The organism is Microlunatus ginsengisoli (assembly GCF_039537205.1).
GTDB classification, from domain to species: Bacteria; Actinomycetota; Actinomycetes; order Propionibacteriales; family Propionibacteriaceae; genus Microlunatus; species Microlunatus ginsengisoli.
In genome coordinates, this window is the sequence record NZ_BAABAB010000014.1 from 142,602 (window position 1) to 159,445 (window position 16,844).

Below are 16,844 nucleotides of genomic sequence, written 5' to 3' on the forward strand. Positions count from 1 at the left end.
TGCCCGCTCAGTGCGTCCGCCGCCGGCGGCGGTTCCACAGCAGCAAGGTGCCACCAGCGACCAGGAGCGCGAGCCCGACTCCGACCGTTGCCAGTTCCGGCCCGCCGGTGTTCGGCAGGTCCGTCTGGTGCGGCGGAGGTGTGGGCGTCGGTGTCGGGGGGACGGGCGTCGGCGGCGTGTCGTGTTCGGTGCTGCAGGACTCGGCGCAGTGCCCGTTCCGACCCGGCGTCACGACGTTCTCGATCGTGGTGTCGTAGGCATCCTCGGCGAGCGTGATCCGATAGGTGAGGGTCGTCGACTCACCCGCGGCCAGATCCGGGATCGCCCAGGTCAGCGTCGTCCCGCTGAGCGTTGCACCGCCCGGCAGTTGCTGCTCCAGCGTGGCGTGGTTCAGCACCGCGGACAGATCGTCGGTCGCCGTCGCACCTCTCACCACCGCATCCGAGGTGTTGGTCGCGGTCAGGGTGTACGCGACGGTGCTGCCGGGATTCACGGTGGAGCCCGACGCGGGATCGCTGGTCTTGGCGAGTGTCCACTCCGGGGTGTAGTGGCTGGTGCTGCAGACCTCCGGATCGGCCGCCGCGCGGACATCGCCGACCACCGCTGCCCGCAGGTTGCGCAGGTCGCCCGCGGGTACGCACTCGCCCGACGGGTTCGGCGCGGCCAGGTTGCGGAGCGTCTGGCCGAGCGCGTCGTCGTTCACCGTCACGGTGTAGGCCAGCGTCTCGATCGCGTCCGGTGCCATCGTCGGCACGTTCCAGGTCAGCATGGTCCCGGACAGCGTCGCACCGTCCGGCACGGCGTCGAGCGTGGCGTTGTCCAGCACGTCGGACAGGTCGTCGGTGGCCACCGCGTTGCTGATGATCACCGCCGAGACGTTCCGGGCGGTCAGTGTGTAGGTCACCTTCGAGCCCGGCTCGACCGTCGAGGCCGAGGCCGGGTCGCTCGACTTGGCGAGTAGCCAGCGGGGCGTGAACGCGTCCGTCGAGCACGATGCGGGGCAGTCACCGCCCGGTCCGGGCGTGGCCAGGTTGCGGATCGTCACGCCCCACTGGTCCGGGTTCACCGTCACCGCGTACGACAGCGACACGTCGTCGCCCGGCGCCAGGTCGGGGACGGGCCAGGTCAGGGTGGTGCCGCTGACCGCGGCCCCGTCCGGCACGCCGGTCAGTGCGGCGTTGTCCAACACGTCGGTCAGGTCGTCGCTGACGACCGCTCCGGTCACGGTGGCCTGCGAGTCGTTGTGCACGGTCAGCGTGTAGGTGACGGTGTCTCCCGGCTCGACGGTCGCACCCGAGGCCGGGTCGGAGGACTTGGTGAGGGTGAAGTGCGAGGTGTGGTGCGTCGTCGAGCAGGATCCGACGCAGCCGCCTGTCGAGTCGGGAGTCGCCACGTTCCGCAAGGTGGCATTCCAGGCGTCGCTCTTCACGATGACGCTGTACTCGAGTCGGGCCGACGCCCCGGGCGCAACGTCGGGCACCGCCCAGGTCAGGCTCGTCCCTGAGATCGCCGCACCGCCGCCGACCGAGGACACGATCGCGTCGTCGAGGACGTCCGACAGGTCGTCGGTGACGGTGGCCCCGGTGACCGTCGCTTGCGAGTCATTGGCGACGGTGAGCGTGTAGGTGATGGTGGACCCTGGCTGGACGTCCGCGCCGTCGGCCGGCTGGGAGGACTTGGCCAGGGTGTAGTGCGGCGTCGCGTGGGTGGTCGAGCACGCGCCGGAGCACTCGCCGCCCGGTCCGGGCGTCGCGACGTTGCGGAGGACCACGCCGTGCGCGTCCTCCTTCACGGTGACGGTGTAGGACACCGTGGAGACGAGCCCCGGGTCGAGCCGGTTCACGGTCCAGGTGAGGGTGGTGCCGTCGAGCGTCACGCCGGCGGGCAGCGGCTGTTCCAGGGTGGCGTCGTCGAGGACGCCGGACAGGTCGTCGGTGACGACGGCGTCGCTGACCACGCCGGCGGAGTCGTTGGTCATCCTCAGCGTGTACGTGATCGTGTCGCCGGGCTGCACATCGGATCCGGTCGGCGGGTCGGAGGACTTCTCCAGGACGTAGTGCGGGGTCGGGTGCGTGGTGGTGCAGTCGTCGGGCTCGGTGCACTCGCCGCCGGGTCCGGGGGCGGCGACGTTGGCCAGCATCTGGCCGTACGCCCCCGCGTTCACCGTGACGGTGTAACTGAGGGTGGCGGTGTTGCCGGGCTGGAGCGTGGGCACGGTCCAGGTGAGGGTTGTGCCGGTGACGGAGCCGCCGCTGCCGACGGTGCCGAGGGTGGCGTTGGCGAGGACGTCGGACAGGTCGTCGGTCACCTGCGCGCCGGTGACGATGCCGGCGGAGTCGTTGCTGACTGTCAGGGTGTAGGTGATCGTGTCGCCGGGGAGCACCGTCGATCCCGACGCCGGGTTGGACGACTTGGTGAGCGTGTAGTGCGGGGTGGGGTGGGTCGTCGTGCAGTCGGCTGCCGTCTCGCACTCGCCGCCCGGTCCGGGTGTGGCGACGTTGCCGAGGGTCTGGTCGTACGCTCCTGCGTTGACGGTGACGGTGTAGGTGAGAGTGGCGGTGTCGTCGGGCTGGATGGTCGGCACCGCCCAGCTCAGGGTGGTGCCGCTGACCGATCCGCCGCTGCCGACGGTGCCGAGGGTGGCGTTGTCCAGGACGTCGGACAGGTCGTCCGTGACGACCGCGCCGGACACCACGCCGGCGGAGTCGTTCATGACCGTGAGTGTGTACGTGATCGTGTCACCGGGGAGCACGGTCGAACCGGTCGCCGGGTCGCTGGACTTGGTCAGGGTGTAGTGCGGGGTCGGATGCGTCGTCGCGCACGCCGTCTCGCACTCACCGCCCGGTCCGGGTGTGGCGACATTGGCGAGGGTCCGGTCGTAGGCGCCCGGGTCGACGGTGACGACGTACGTCACCGTGGCGGTCAGGCCCGGGTCGAGCTGGTTCACGGTCCAGGTGAGAGTGGTGCCGTTCAGCGTTGCGCCGGCGGGCAGCGGCTGCTGGAGGGTGGCGTTGTCGAGCACGCCGGACAGGTCGTCGGTGACGACGGCGTCGCTGACCACGCCGGCGGAGTCGTTGGTCATCGTCAGGGTGTAGCTGACGGTGTCGCCGGGCAGCACTGTCGACCCCGAGGCCGGGTGGGACGTCTTGGTGAGTGTGTAGTGCGGCGTCGGATTGCTGGTCGTGCAGTCCTGCGGTTGAATGCACTCGCCGCCGGGTCCGGGGGTGGCGACGTTGGTCAGGGTCTGGTCGAAGGCGTCGTCGTTGACGATGACGCTGTAGTCCAGGGTGGCGATCTCCCCGGGCTGCACGTCGGGCACGGTCCAGGTCAGAGTGCTCCCGGTGACCGACCCGCCTTCGCCGACACTGTTGAGGGTGGCGTGTGCTAGGACATCGGACAGGTCGTCGGTGACGATGGCGCCGGACACCACGCCGTCGGAGTCGTTGCTGACGAGCAGCGTGTAGTCGATCACGTCACCGGGATTGACCGTCGCTCCGGAGCCCGGGTCGCTGTTCTTGGTCAACGTGTAGTGCGGGGTCGGGTGAGTGGTCGTGCACTCGACCGGTTCGTCGCAGGTCCCGCCAGGTCCGGGGGTGGCGACGTTGGCCAACGTCTCGTTGTAAGTGTCGGGATTCACGGTCACGGTGTAGCTGAGGGTGGCGGTGTTGCCGGGCTGGAGCGTGGGCACGGTCCAGGTCAGGGTTGTGCCGGTGACGGAGCCGCCGCTGCCGACGGTGCCGAGGGTGGCGTTGGCGAGGACGTCGGACAGGTCGTCGGTCACCTGCGCGCCGGTGACGATGCCGGCGGAGTCGTTGCTGACGGTCAGGGTGTAGGTGATCGTGTCGCCGGGGAGCACCGTCGATCCCGACGCCGGGTTGGACGACTTGGTGAGCGTGTAGTGCGGGGTGGGGTGGGTCGTCGTGCAGTCGGCTGCCGTCTCGCACTCGCCGCCCGGTCCGGGTGTGGCGACGTTGCCGAGGGCCTGGTCGTACGCTCCTGCGTTGACGGTGATGGTGTAGGTGAGAGTGGCGGTATCGCCGGGCCGGACGTCGGGCACCTGCCAGGTCAGTGTGTCGCCGACGACCGCGGCGCCGGTGCCGATCGTGCCGACCGTCGCGTTGTCGAGGACGTCGCTGAGGTCGTCGGTGACGATGGCGCCGGAGACGATTCCGTCGGAGTCGTTGGTGACGCTCAGGGTGTACGTGATGGTGTCACCCGGCAGTACCGTCGACCCGGTCGCCGGATCGCTGCTCTTCGCCAGGGTGTAGTGCGGGGTCGGGTGCGTCGTCGTGCAGTCGGCGGCCGCCTCGCACTCACCGCCCGGGCCCGGGGTGGCGACGTTGGCGAGCCTCTCGTTGTACGCGCCGGCGTTCACCGTGACCGTGTAGCTCAGGGTCGCACTGTCTCCCGGCCGAACGGTCGGCACCGTCCAGGTCAGGGTCGTGCCGGTGAGGGAGCCGCCGGTGCCGATCGTGCCGATCGCGGCGTTGTCGAGCACGTCGGACAGGTCGTCGCTCACCTGCGCGCCGGTGACGACGCCGTCGGAGTCGTTGCTCACCGTCAGGGTGTAGGTGATCGTGTCACCGGGCAGCACGGTCGAACCGGTCGAGGGATCCGAGGACTTGGTCAGCGTGTAGTGCGGTGTCGGGTGCGTGGTGGCGCAGCCCGGCGGCACGCAGTCGCCGCCCTCGCCCGGCGTCGCGACGTTGGCCAGCGCGACGCCGAACGCGTCGGCGTTCACCGTGACCGTGTAGGTCAGGGTCGCCTCGTCACCGGGCTGGAGCGAGGGCACGTCCCAGGTCAGGGTGGTCCCGCTGACCGTGCCGCCGGATCCGACCGTACCAAGGGCGGCGTTCGCCAGCACCCCGGACAGGTCGTCGGCGACGGTCGCGCCGGTGAGCACGCCGTCGGAGTCGTTGGTCGCGGTCAGCGTGTAGCTGATCGTGTCCCCGGGCTGCACGGTGGCGCCGGTCGCCGGATCGGAGGTCTTGCTGAGGGTGAAGTGCGGGGTGACGTGGGTCGTCCGGCACTCGGGCCCGGGCGACTGGGGCGGGCACTGGACGCTCTGCTCGGAGGTGACCGCATTGGCCAGCGTGACGCCGAAGGCGCCCGCGTTCACCCGCACCTGATAGGTCACGGTCGCGGTGCTCGACAGCAGCGGGATCGACCAGGTCATGGTCGTTCCGGTGATGCTCGCGGTGCCCGTGCTCGGATCTGGGTCCCCGACCACGGTGGCGTTGCTCAGCACGTCCGACAGGTCGTCCTCGATCACGATGTTCGTCTGGTTGATCCCGCCGGTCCGGGTGGCCGTGACCGTGTAGGTGATCAGGTCGCCCGGCTCGACCGTCGACCCGCTGGCCGGGTCGCTGGTCTTGGCCAGCGTCCATTCCGCCGGCGAGTCGGTGTTGGTGATCGTGCAGGTGACGTCCTCGCCCAGGTCGAGCGTCACGCTGCTGCCGCTCTGGGTGCCGGCATCGCAGAACCAGCCGCTCGCGGTGTAGCCGGCCGGGCCGCCGGACTCGGCCAGCTCGTACGTCCCGGTCTGCACCGGCACGTTCGTCACCTCGTCGTCTCCGGACCGGCCGAGCACGCCCAGGGTCGGACCGGTGGCCGACAGGGTCCAGTCGGTGGCGACCGCCGTGCCGCCGCTGAGGTTGCGGACGTTCTTGACCAGGGTCAGATGCGCTTGCTCGGCGGTGTTGTGGATCGTGCAGGTCACGTCGCCACCGTTCGGCACGGTGACGACGTCCCCGTTCACCTGGGCTCCGTTGCCGCAGGACCAGGCTCCGGCGGTGTAGCCGTCCGGCCCGGACTCGCTCAGCGTGTAGTCACCGGCGGGCACGGTCGCACGGGTGACGGTCGCGTCGCCGGTCGCGCCGGAGATCGTGGTGGCGGGCCCGGCCGCGGTCAGCACCCAGTCGGTCGGCTCGGCCTCGCCGCCGGTCGTGCCGTTCGTGACGGTCTTGCGGAGCGTGAGGTGCGCGGGCTGGTCGTTGTTGACGATGGTGCAGGTGACGTTCTCGCCAAGCCCGATGGTGACGGTGGATTCCGCCAGGTCGCCCGCGTCGCAGGACCAGGCGGAGGCGGTGTATCCGGTCAGCAGCGCGTTCTCGTCGAGGACGTACGACCCGACCTGGACCGGCACGCCGGTCACCGCTGGGTCGCCGGTGGGGCCACTGATACCGCTCGTCGGCCCGTCCGCGGTCAGGGTCCAGTCGGTCGGCACCCGGGTGCCGCCGTTGTCGTTGACGACCTGCTTGACCAGGGTCAGCGTCGGCTGCCGGGCGGTGTTCGTGATCGTGCAGGTGGCGTTCTGGTTCAGCGCCAACGTGACCGAGGTTGCCGTGGTCGCGGTGCCGCCGGTGCAGACCCAGGCCGACGCGTCGTAGCCGGGGATGGTGCTCTCGGACAGGTGGTAGGTGCCGACCGTCGCCGGTGCGCCGGTTGCCGCGTCGCTGCCGGTGGCGCCGAGGATGGTCGAACCGCCGTTCACCGCGATCAGGGTCCACGCCGTGGCCGGAGTGGTCGCCCCGGTGTCGCCGTTGTCGACGACCTTCCGCAGCGTCAGGGTCGGCCGGATCGCGGTATTGATGATGGTGCAGGTGGCGTTGCTGCCGGCAGTCAGGGTGACCGTGGTGGCCGTCGTCGCGGCACCTCCGATGCAGACCCAGTCGGAGGCGGTGTAGCCGGCCGGTCCGGACTCGCCGAGGTCGTACTGGCCGACCGGCACGGTCGCGCCGGTCACGGTGTCCGAGCCGGTGGGCCCGCTGATGCTCGCTGCTCCGATCGCGGACAAGGTCCAGGCCGTGGCCGGATCGGTCGAACCGCTGCCGGCGGGATCGACCGTCTTGACCAGGGTCAGGGTCGGCGCCACGGCGGTGTTGGTGATCTCACACCGGACAGTGCCGCCGTTCGGCACCGCGACCGACGTTCCGGTCAGGGCGCCACCCGTGCACGACCAGGTGCCGGCGGTGTAGCCGGCCGGGCCGCCGGACTCCGAGAGCTGGAAGCTGCCCGCCGGCACCGTCTGACCGGTGACGGCGCCCGAGTTGCCGGGACCGGTCACGGTGACCGGGCCGTCGGCGGTGAGGGTCCAGTCGGCCGGGGCGGCGGTGGCGCCGCTGGTGCCGTTGTTCACGTTCTTGACCAGCGTGAGCGTGCCCGGCTGGTCGTCGTTGTCGATCGTGCAGATCGCGCTGGTGTTCAGCGGCAGGACCAGAGTGGCTCCGGTCAGGGTGCCCGCGTCGCACGACCAGGCGCCGGCCGTGTAGCCGGTGGGACCGCCGGACTCGGACAGCGTGTAGGTGCCGGCGTCGACGGTCGCGTTGGTCACCGTCCCGCTGCCGGTCGCGCCCGAGATGGTCGTCGGACCGGTCGCGGTCAGTGTCCAGGCGGTCGGAATCGCGGTGCCGCCGCTGTCGTTGGTGACGGTCTTGCGCAGGGTCAGCGTCGACGGCTGGTCGTCGTTGTTGATGGTGCAGGTGGCACTGGTGTTCAGCGGGAGCACCAGGCTGTTGTTGGTCAGGGTGCCCGCGCTGCACGACCAGGTGCCGGCGGCATAGCCCGGCGGACCCGACTCGCTCAGGGTGTACGTGCCCGCACTGACCGGGGCGTTCGTGACCGAGCCGGCACCGGTGACGCCGCTGATGCTCGTCGGACCCGATGCGGTCAGAGTCCAGTCGGTGATGACCGCGGTTCCGCCGCTGTTGTTGGTGACCGTCTTGACGAGCGTGAGGTGCGCCGCCTGGTCGTCGTTGTTGATCGTGCAGACGACGTTCGCGCCGATCGTCACGGTGACGTTGCTGCCGGTGACACTGCCACCCGTGCAGGACCAGGAACCGGCCGCGTAGCCGGGAGGCCCGCCGGACTCCGACAGGGTATAGCTGCCGGCGTTGACCGTGGCGTTGGTGACCGGGGTGGTCCCGCTGCCACCGGAGATCGGGGTCGGGCCCGCGGCGGCGAGGGTCCAGGCGGTCGGGACCGCGGTGCCGCCGTTGTCGTTGGTGACGGTCTTGCGCAGCGTCAGCGTCGCCGGATTGTCGTTGTTGTTGATGGTGCAGACCGCGGTGACGCCAGGCGTCAGGACCAGACTGGCGCCGGTCAGCGTGCCGGCGGTGCAGGACCAGTTCCCGGCCGTGTAGCCGGTGGGCCCGCCCGACTCCGACAGCGTGTACGTCCCCGAGTTGACCAAGGACGTCACGCCGTCGACGCCCATGATCGGGGTCGGGCCGGCGGCGGCAAGGGTCCAGGCGAGCGGGGATGCGGTGCCGCCGTTGTCGTTGGTGACGGTCTTGCGCAGGGTGAGCCGGGGCTGCTGGTCGTTGTTGTTGATCGTGCAGGTGACGTTGGCGCCGTTGGTGACGGCCACACTGCTGCCGGTCACGGTTCCACCGGTGCAGGACCAGGCGCCTGCCGTGTAGCCGGACGGTCCGGTCTCGGACAGCGCGTACGTCCCGGCGCTCACGGCGGCGTTCGTGACGGGCGTGGTGCCGGTGGCGCCCGAGATCGGCGTCGGCCCGCTGGCCGAGAGGGTCCACTGGCCCGCGGTCGCCGTGCCGCCGTTGTCGTTGGTCACGGTCTTTTGCAGCGTCAGGGTCGCCGGCTGGTCGACGTTGGTGAAGGTGCAGGTCGCGGTGTCGAGCGGGTTGAGCCCGATCTGGGTGGCCCTGGTCTGCCCCGGCAAGACGTCGCAGGTCACGGAGTCGAGCGTGTATCCCGAGGGCCCCGTGGACTCACTGATCGTGTAGGTGGTGCCCGGCCGCACGTTGAACGAGGACCCCGCCGTCGACCCCGTCACGGTATGCGACGGCAGGCCCGCGGGGAAGGTCCCGGTCGGGGTAGCGGTCAGCGTCCAGTTCGCCGGCACCGCCGTGCCGCCGTGCGTGTTCTGGACGACCTTTCTCAGTATTGCGGTGGCGGTCTGATTGATCGCGTTGCAGCGGACCCATTTGCCGAGTGGGACGGTCACCCCACCGTTCAGCCCATCGGCAAAGCCCGGAATGACGGTCGTTCCGTCGGTGCCGACCTCCTGGCACGTCCAGCTGCCGGTCGACCCGTCGATCAAGGTTGCGTTCGGGTTGACGAACTGGACGTAGTTGAGGGTGCTTCCACCGTTGCCGATCTCGGCCAGCGGATAGGTGACGCCCGGCGTGACGGCGGCTCCGGTGGCACCCGCCGAGCCGCTGGTCCCGTTCGGGCCGGCGAGCGCGCCGCTCGGCGCCACGGCATCCAGCGTCCAGCTCGCCAGCGGTTCGGTGCCGCCCTGCACTGTCTTGGTCAGCGTGAGCTTCGTCTGGCAGGTGACGACGTTCCGGATCGTGTACGTGTTCTGCCCGGCGATCAGCGTCGGGGTGTAGGGCAGGTTCTGGGTGACCGTCGCTCCGTTGGCCAGCACCACCTGATTGGACGTCAGCGTGCACTGGATCGGGATGTTGCTGATCGACTCGTTGATGGCCGGGGTGTCGCCCTGCCGGAAGCCGGTCCGTTCGACCCCCCACCCCTGGGCCGTTCCGGCGATCGTGGCACCTGCGACGAAGTTGGTCGGCTGGCTGCCGTCGGGGTAGTCCGTGCCGTTGATCCGCCACTGCTTGTTGACGACGACCGACGCCAGCGGCACGGGTGCCTTGTTGTACACGATGCAGCTGACCGGATAGGCCGAGTTGACCGCCACGGTGAACCCGTTGGTGGCGTTGCCCGGGACGATGGTGGCGCCTGTGTCCGTCCGCGTACAGACGGCGTTCTGGCCGGCGACACCTTGGTGCAAGCTGTAACCCGACTGCAGCGTCTCGGTGAACGTCGCCGTGCCCGAGGACGTCCCGCCCGGGAAGGTGAGTGGGAAGTTCACCGCGCCGGTGACGGTGGCGGTTGTGCCCGGTGAGTTGCCGACGCTGATCGAGTTCGTTGCCGAGCCCGTGAAGGTCCAGCCGCCCTGCGGCTGCGCGCCGGCGGTACTCCCCGTCGCCGTTGTCGAGGGCACAACTTGCTTGACGACGGTGACAGAGCCGAGGCAGTTGCCGAGAGCGAGGGCTTTGAGCTGGTTGCCCGCGGCCGTGTAGTCGGCGGTCTGGTAGTAGTCGGTCCCCGCAGTCGTTCCGGAGATGGAGCGCAGATTGAGGCCGCTGCCCGCGTTCTCGATTCCGCTACCAACGCCGAACGCGATGACCTTGGTGCCCTCGGCCTTGACCGCATTGGCCGAGAAGATTCCGTTCTCGACCTCTCGGAACCGGGTTCGGTTGCCGGGTCCTTGAGCCGGACTGCCGTAGAAGGTCGGATTGCCGTCGGTGATGATGACCAGCACGTCGAATGCCGATGCCGACTGGGCCACCTGATAGATCCCCGTGTCCCAGTTCGTGCCACCGTCGTTTCCGCCGGGAAGGGCGAGCCCGTCGATCCTGGCGTTCACGGTGTTGACGCCAGCAGTGGTCGAAACCGGGGTCAGCGGCAGCGTCGCGTTGGCCGAGCCCGCGGCGGGTGCGGATGTGGCGAACGTGAACAGCCCGACCTGTGACGGCGTACCTCCGAGGGCACTGACGAAGGTCTTGGCCGCTGTCTTGAGGTTCGGTAGGTCGCTACTGACGGAGTTCGACAGGTCGACCAGGACGCCGACGTTGATCCCGCACTTGGCCGGGAAGGTCGGGTTGACCAGCGAGTTCTGCCAGATGCCGCCGGACGCCTCGTTGTTGGTGCTGCCGGTGGAGATCATGAAGTCGACGGTCGAGGAGTAGGTCGTGCCGTTGCGCAGCTGGTTGCCGGTCTGGAAGGTGTACGCGTCGGAGGCCACGGTGGTGCCGGTGCCGAGGTTGGGATTCGTGTAGTAGCCGGATGCGGTCGAAATCTGCCGCACCCAATAGCGCGCGTCGCGATTGGCACCGCCGGACTGCGTGTTGGGGACCGTGATCGAACAGTCACCGTCGGAGTCCGAGGTGCAGATGAATAGTGCTGTGCCGCCGGTCTGGGCTGCGTAGAAGCCCAGTTGAACTCCGGCCAGATTGCCGACCGCGGTCTGCGACGTGCGGTTCCCGCCGACCTTCACCGTGATCACCGCATTGTTGCCGGTGGCGGGCGGGACCACCTTGGCGGTGACGCCGCCGTCCCCGGAGGCGGGTGCCGGTCGGCTGGTCTTGCTCGGTGACGGGGAAGTGGTGGAGGTGCTCGGGGTGGACGGTTCGCTCGACGACAGCTCGGGCGAAGGAGGCTCGCTGGACGGCTTCTCGCTGGTCGGCGCGTCGCTCGGTGTCCTGCTCGGCTCGGCCGTCGATGCGTCGGCCGACGGGGTCTGGGCCGGCGTCTCGGTGGGTTTCGTCGACGCGCCGTCGCCGGCGGGAGTGCTACTGGGCGTGCCCGAGGGTGTCGCCGACGGTGTGGACGCCTCGTCGGCCTTCGCGGTGTCCGCGCTCGCGCTCTGCGATGTCGACGGCGTCGGGTCGGCGTACGCGGCAACCGGCTGGCCGAAGCTCAGAACGGCGATCAGGAAGGCCACCACGAGGAACGGCAGCCGCGCGCGCGGCTTCTGCCGACCGTCGTTGAACGGCATGGGCGAGCCCCCTCAGAGCCCGCCCCCCCGGTGGGCAGTCGAGTTTACGGCAGCAACCTAACGCATCTGTCATGCGCGCGGAAGACACGCCGAGCAACTTCTCGAACCGGTCCTGACCAGGAGTGACGGTGCCGCCGGCAGCACGGGACGGACGCCGGACGACCGCATCACGGCGTGCTGGTCGCCGACCCCGGACTGCTCGGACGAGCTCAGTCGGTCCTGCGACGTCGGGTCCACAGCATCAGGCCGCCGCCGCCGATCACGAGGGCCGAACCGATCCCGACCACGGCCAGCCCCGGGCCGCCGGTGTTCGGCAGGTTCGGCTCGTTCGGCGGTGGCGGGGTGTCGTGATGGGTCTCGCACTCCTCGTCGTCCGCGGCGACGCCGGCGGCGCGGCCCTGCACGGCCGCCGCCCGGCCGCCGTCGCCCGGCTCCGCGCACGTCTCGGACCCGCTGCCGGTGACCACGTTGGCGAGCTCGACGCCGTACGCGTCGTCGTTCACCCGCACCGTGTAGGTCAACGTCGCCTCGTCCGACAGCGTGGGGATCGACCAGGTCATGGTCGTGCCCGAGACCACCGCGGTTCCGGTGCTGGCGGTCGGCCCCGAGACCAGCACGGCATGGTTCACCACGTCGCTCAGGTCGTCGGTGACCGTCAGATCGGTCGGGTCGACGCCGCTGACCTTGGTCGCGGTGACGGTGTAGGTGATCTCGTCGCCCGGATCCACGGTGGAGCCGGTGGCCGGATCGCTGGTCTTGGCCAGCCGCCAGACGCCGGGCTGGGCCGTATTGAGGATCGCGCAGGTGACGTCGCCGCCGAGCGGAACGGTGACCACCCCGTCGGTCACCTGGGCACCTTCGCCGCAGGACCACGCGCCGGCCGTGTAGCCGCTCGGCCCGGACTCCGACAGCGTGTAGTCGCCGGCGTCCACCGTCGCGCCGGTCACCGCGGGGTCGCCCATCGACCCCGAGATCCCCGGCGTCGGTCCGCTCGCCGTGAGCGTCCAGTCGGTGGCCCCGTGCGTGGCCCCCGTGTCACCGTTGTCGACGACCTTTCTCAGCGTCAGCTTGGCCGGCTGGTCGTCGTTGTTGATCGTGCAGGTCACGTCGTCGCCCAGCGCGATCGACACCACGGACCCGTCCAGGCTGCCACCCGTGCAGCTCCAGTCACCGGGGGTGTAGCCGGCCGGGCCCTCTCCCTCGCCCAGCAGGTAGGTGCCGGCCTCGACGGGGACGTTGGTGACGCTGTCGTCGCCAACCCGGCCGACCACGTCGGGCGTCGGACCGGTGGCCGACAACGTCCAGTCGGTCGGTTCGGCCGTGCCGCCGTCGTCGTTGGTGACCGTCTTGATCAGCGTCAGGCGTGGTTGACCTGCCGTGTTCGTGATCGTGCAGGTGGCGTCGTCGTCCAAGCCGAGCGTGACCGACGTCGCGCTGCTGGACTGGCCGCCGGTGCAGACCCAGTCGGAGGCGTCGTACCCGGGCGGTCCGGACTCGGACAGGTCGTACGTCCCCACGATCGCCGCGGCGCCGGTGACGTCGCCGTTGCCGGTGACGCCGCTGATCGTCGACGCGCCGTTGACGGCGGTCAGCGTCCAGGCGGTCGCCTCGGTGGTCGCGCCGGTGTCGCCGTTGTCGACGACCTTGATCAGGGTCAGGGTCGGGGCGATCGCGGTGTTGGTGATCGTGCAGGTGACGTCGTCCCCGGGCGCGACGGTGACACTGGTGGCCGCGGAGACGTCCGCGCCGGTGCAGACCCAGTCGCTCGCGGTGTACCCGTCTGGCCCGCCGGCCTCGGACAGGTCGTAGTCGCCCACCTGCACGGTCTGGTCGGTGACCTCGGGCGAGTTGCCGTCGCCGGTGACGGTGTCCGGTCCGGCGGCGCTGAGCGTCCAGTCGGCCGGCGCCGCGGCCGCCCCGGTGTCGCCGTTGTCGACCACCTTGACCAGGGTCAGGGTCGCCGGCTGAGCAGTGTTGGTGATCGTGCACGTGACGTCACCGCCGTTCGGCACGACCACGCTGGTGCCGGTCAGCTCGCCGCCGGTGCAGGACCAGTCGCTCGCGGTGTAGCCGTCCGGGCCACCGGACTCCGCCAGCGCGTACGTCCCCGCGCCGACCGGCTGGCCGGTGACCGCGGGCGAGTTGCCCGGTCCGGTGACCGTCGTCGCTCCGGTCGCCGTCAGCGTCCAGTCCGCCGGCTCGTACGTCGCTCCGGTGTCGCCGTTGTCGACCACCTTCACCAGCGTCAGCAGCGCGGCCGTGTCGTCGTTGTTGATCGTGCAGGTGACGTCATCGCCGAGGCGCACCTGCACCGAGGCACCGTCCTGCTCTCCGCCCACACATGACCATTCGCCCGCGGCATACCCCGCCGGGCCTCCGGACTCGGCCAGGTCGTACGCGCCGGGAGCCACCGGCACGTCGGTCACCGCCGTGTCACCGGTCGGCCCGCTGATGCTGCCCGTCGGACCACCCGTCGCGCTCAACGTCCAGTCGGTGGCCTCAGCGGTGCCGCCGTTGTCGTTGGTGACCGTCTTGACCAGGGTCAGGTGCGCCTGCTGCGCGGTATTGGTGATCTCGCAGGTGACGTCGCCCCCGAGCGGCACGTTGACGCTGCTGCCGGTCAGGGTGCCGCCCGTGCAGGTCCAGTCGCTGGCGGTGTAACCGGCGACGCCCACCTCGCTCAGGTCGTAGTCGCCCGGCAGCACCTGCTGGTCGGTGACCGCGCCGCTGTTGCCCGGACCGATCACGGTGCTGGGCCCGATGGCGCTCAGGATGAAGTCGCTCGACCCGAGCGTGCCGCCGGTGTCGTCGTTCTCGACGTGCTTGACCAAGCTCAGGTGCGACGGCTGGTCCTGGTTGGTGAACCAACAGGTCGCGGTGAAGCCGGGCTGGAGGAAGACATCGGTGATGGGAGAGCGCTGCCGTCCCTCGTACGAGCACTGGGTGCTCACCAGCCGGTAGCCGGGGACGACCACGGGCGTCTCGGTCAGCAGGTAGGTGGTCCTCGGCCTGACGTTCACGTACACCACGTTGGCTGCGTCGGTGCCGGTCTGGGTCACCGGTTGGAGGCCCGCCGGGATGTCGCCGGTCGGCGTGGCGTGCAGCGTCCAGTCCGACGGTTCCGCGGTGCCGCCGAAGTTGTTGTCGACCTCCTTGATCATGCCGAGGACCGCGGTCTGGTTCACCGCGTTGCAGCGGACGTACGTCCCGAACGGGACGTTGACGTTGCCGTTCAGGCCGTCCTGGAAGCCGGGAATGACCGTTTCGCCGTCCTCCTCGACCTGCTGACAGTTCCACGATCCGGAGGAGCCCTGGGCCAGCTCGGCGTTCGGGTCGACGAACTGGAGATACTCGGGGTGGGGGTTGTTCTCGCTCAGGGTGTACGTCGCGAGCGGGGTGACGCTGCCGTTCACTCCGGTCGTTCCGCTGGGACCTGCGGCTCCGGTTCGCGTGGTCGCGAACAGGGTCCAATCCGACGCCGGCGGCGGGTTCACGCCGCCGTCGACAGTCTTGGTCAGCTTGAGTCTGGTGTCGCAGCTGACCGCGTTGGTGATCGTGTAGTTGTTCACCCCGCCCTGCAGGGTCTGCGAGCTGGGGAGTCCGAGGCTGACAGTGGTTCCGTTCGCGTCGGTCAACAGGGCGCTCGTCAGCGTGCACAGTGGCAGACCGCTGATGTCGGTCGCCTCGCCGACCGAGATCGACTGGCCGGACCGGTAGCCGGTCTGTTCCTGCTCCCACGGCGCGTTGTCGCCATCCAGGGTCGCGGTGGCGACCAGGGCATCGGGCTGCGACCCGTCCGGCACCGACGGCAGGCCGTTGATCGACCACCGCTTGTGCAGGACGACGGAGGCGAGCGGCTGCGGTGCCTGGTTGTAGACCGTGCAGCTGATCGGGAACCCTGAGTCCGCCTGGACGGTGAAGCCGGTGTCGTTGCTGTTGCTGGAAGGAACGGTGGCGCCGGTGTCGACACGGGTGCAGGTGGCGTTGTTGCCGTCGATCGGGTGCAGGGTATAGCCGGCCTGCTGGGTCTCGGTCAGGGTGACATCCCCGGTGGTGGCGCCGCCGCTGAACGTCAGCGGGAAGTTCGCGGCACCGGTGCCGCTGGCCGTCTGGCGGACATTCGGGTCGTCGAAACCGACGCCGGCGGCGCTGGTGGTGCCGGTGAAGGTCCAGCCACCCTGCGGCGTGGCGCCGGCCGTCGAGTTGGCCGGGGTGTCCGACGGGACGACCTCCTTGACGACCGTGATGGAGCCGGTGCAGTTGCCGAGCGCCAGGGCCTTCAGCTGGTCGCCGGCCGCCTGGTAGTCCGACGTCTGGTAGTAGTCGTCGTTGAGGGTCTCGCCGGAGATCGCGCGCAGGTTGAGACCGCTGCCGGCGTTGTTGATGCCGCTGCCCACCCCGAAGGCGATCACCTTGGTGTTCTCGGCCTTGACCGCGTTGGCGGAGTAGATGCCGTTCTCCACCTCGCGGAAGCGGGTCCGGCTACCCGGCCCCTGGGCGCTGCCGTTGTCGTTGGTCGCGCCGTAGAACGTCGGGTTGCCGTCGGTGATGACGACCGCGACGTCGAAGTCGGACGACGACTGGGCCACCTGGTAGATCCCCCGATCCCAGTTGGTGCCGGCGCCCTGACCGGTGCCGAGGGTGAGCCCGTTGATCTTGGTGTTCACCGTCGTCGCGCCGGCTGCGGTGGAGACCGGGGTCAGGGCGAGCGTCGTGTTCGCGGAGCCGTTCGCCGGGGCGGCGCTGGCGAACGTGAACACGCCGACGGCCGATGGTGTGCCCTGCAGGCTGTTCACGAACGTTCGTGCGGCGGTTTTCAGGTTGCCGAGATCGCTGCCGACCGAACCAGACAGGTCCAGCACGAGGGCCACGTTGATCCCGCACTTCGCCGGGAACTCGGGGTTGTCGAGGGAGTTCTGCCAGAGGCCGCTCGAGGCGTTGTTGTTGCTGTTGCCGGTGCCGATCATGAAGTCGTCGGTGGAGAAGTAGGTCTGGCCGGCGCGCAACTCGGTTCCGGTCTGGAACCGATACGGGTTCGCCGCGACGGTCTCGCCGGTGCCGAGCTGGGAGTTCTGGTAGTACCCGGAGGCCGTGGAGATCTGGCGCACCCAGAACCGCCGGTCGCGGTTTGCCTGGGGATTTTGACTGGTCCCGCCGGTGTTCGGCACCGAGATCGAGCAGTCGCCGTCTGCGTCGGAGGTGCAGGTGAACGCCGGTGTCGTCCCGGTCTGAGTGTCATAGAAGCCGAGCTGAACACCGGCCAGCCCGCCGATAGCGTTGAGTGAGGTTCGGTTGCCCGCCACCTTGACCG

Annotated in this window: 2 protein-coding genes; both read right to left on the reverse strand. The window is 69.8% G+C overall.

The window, feature by feature from the left end:
• Positions 1-7: 7 nt before the first annotated feature.
• Positions 8-11,533, reverse strand: a complete 11,526-nt coding sequence (locus ABD747_RS10035) for a DUF7927 domain-containing protein (RefSeq protein WP_344803974.1) — start codon at positions 11,531-11,533, stop codon at positions 8-10.
• Between the two features lie 209 nt (positions 11,534-11,742).
• Positions 11,743-16,836 carry a DUF7927 domain-containing protein gene (locus tag ABD747_RS10040; protein ID WP_344803976.1) on the reverse strand — a complete coding sequence of 1,698 codons (5,094 nt, stop codon included), beginning with the start codon at positions 16,834-16,836 and terminating at the stop codon, positions 11,743-11,745.
• Between the last annotated feature and the right edge of the window lie 8 nt (positions 16,837-16,844).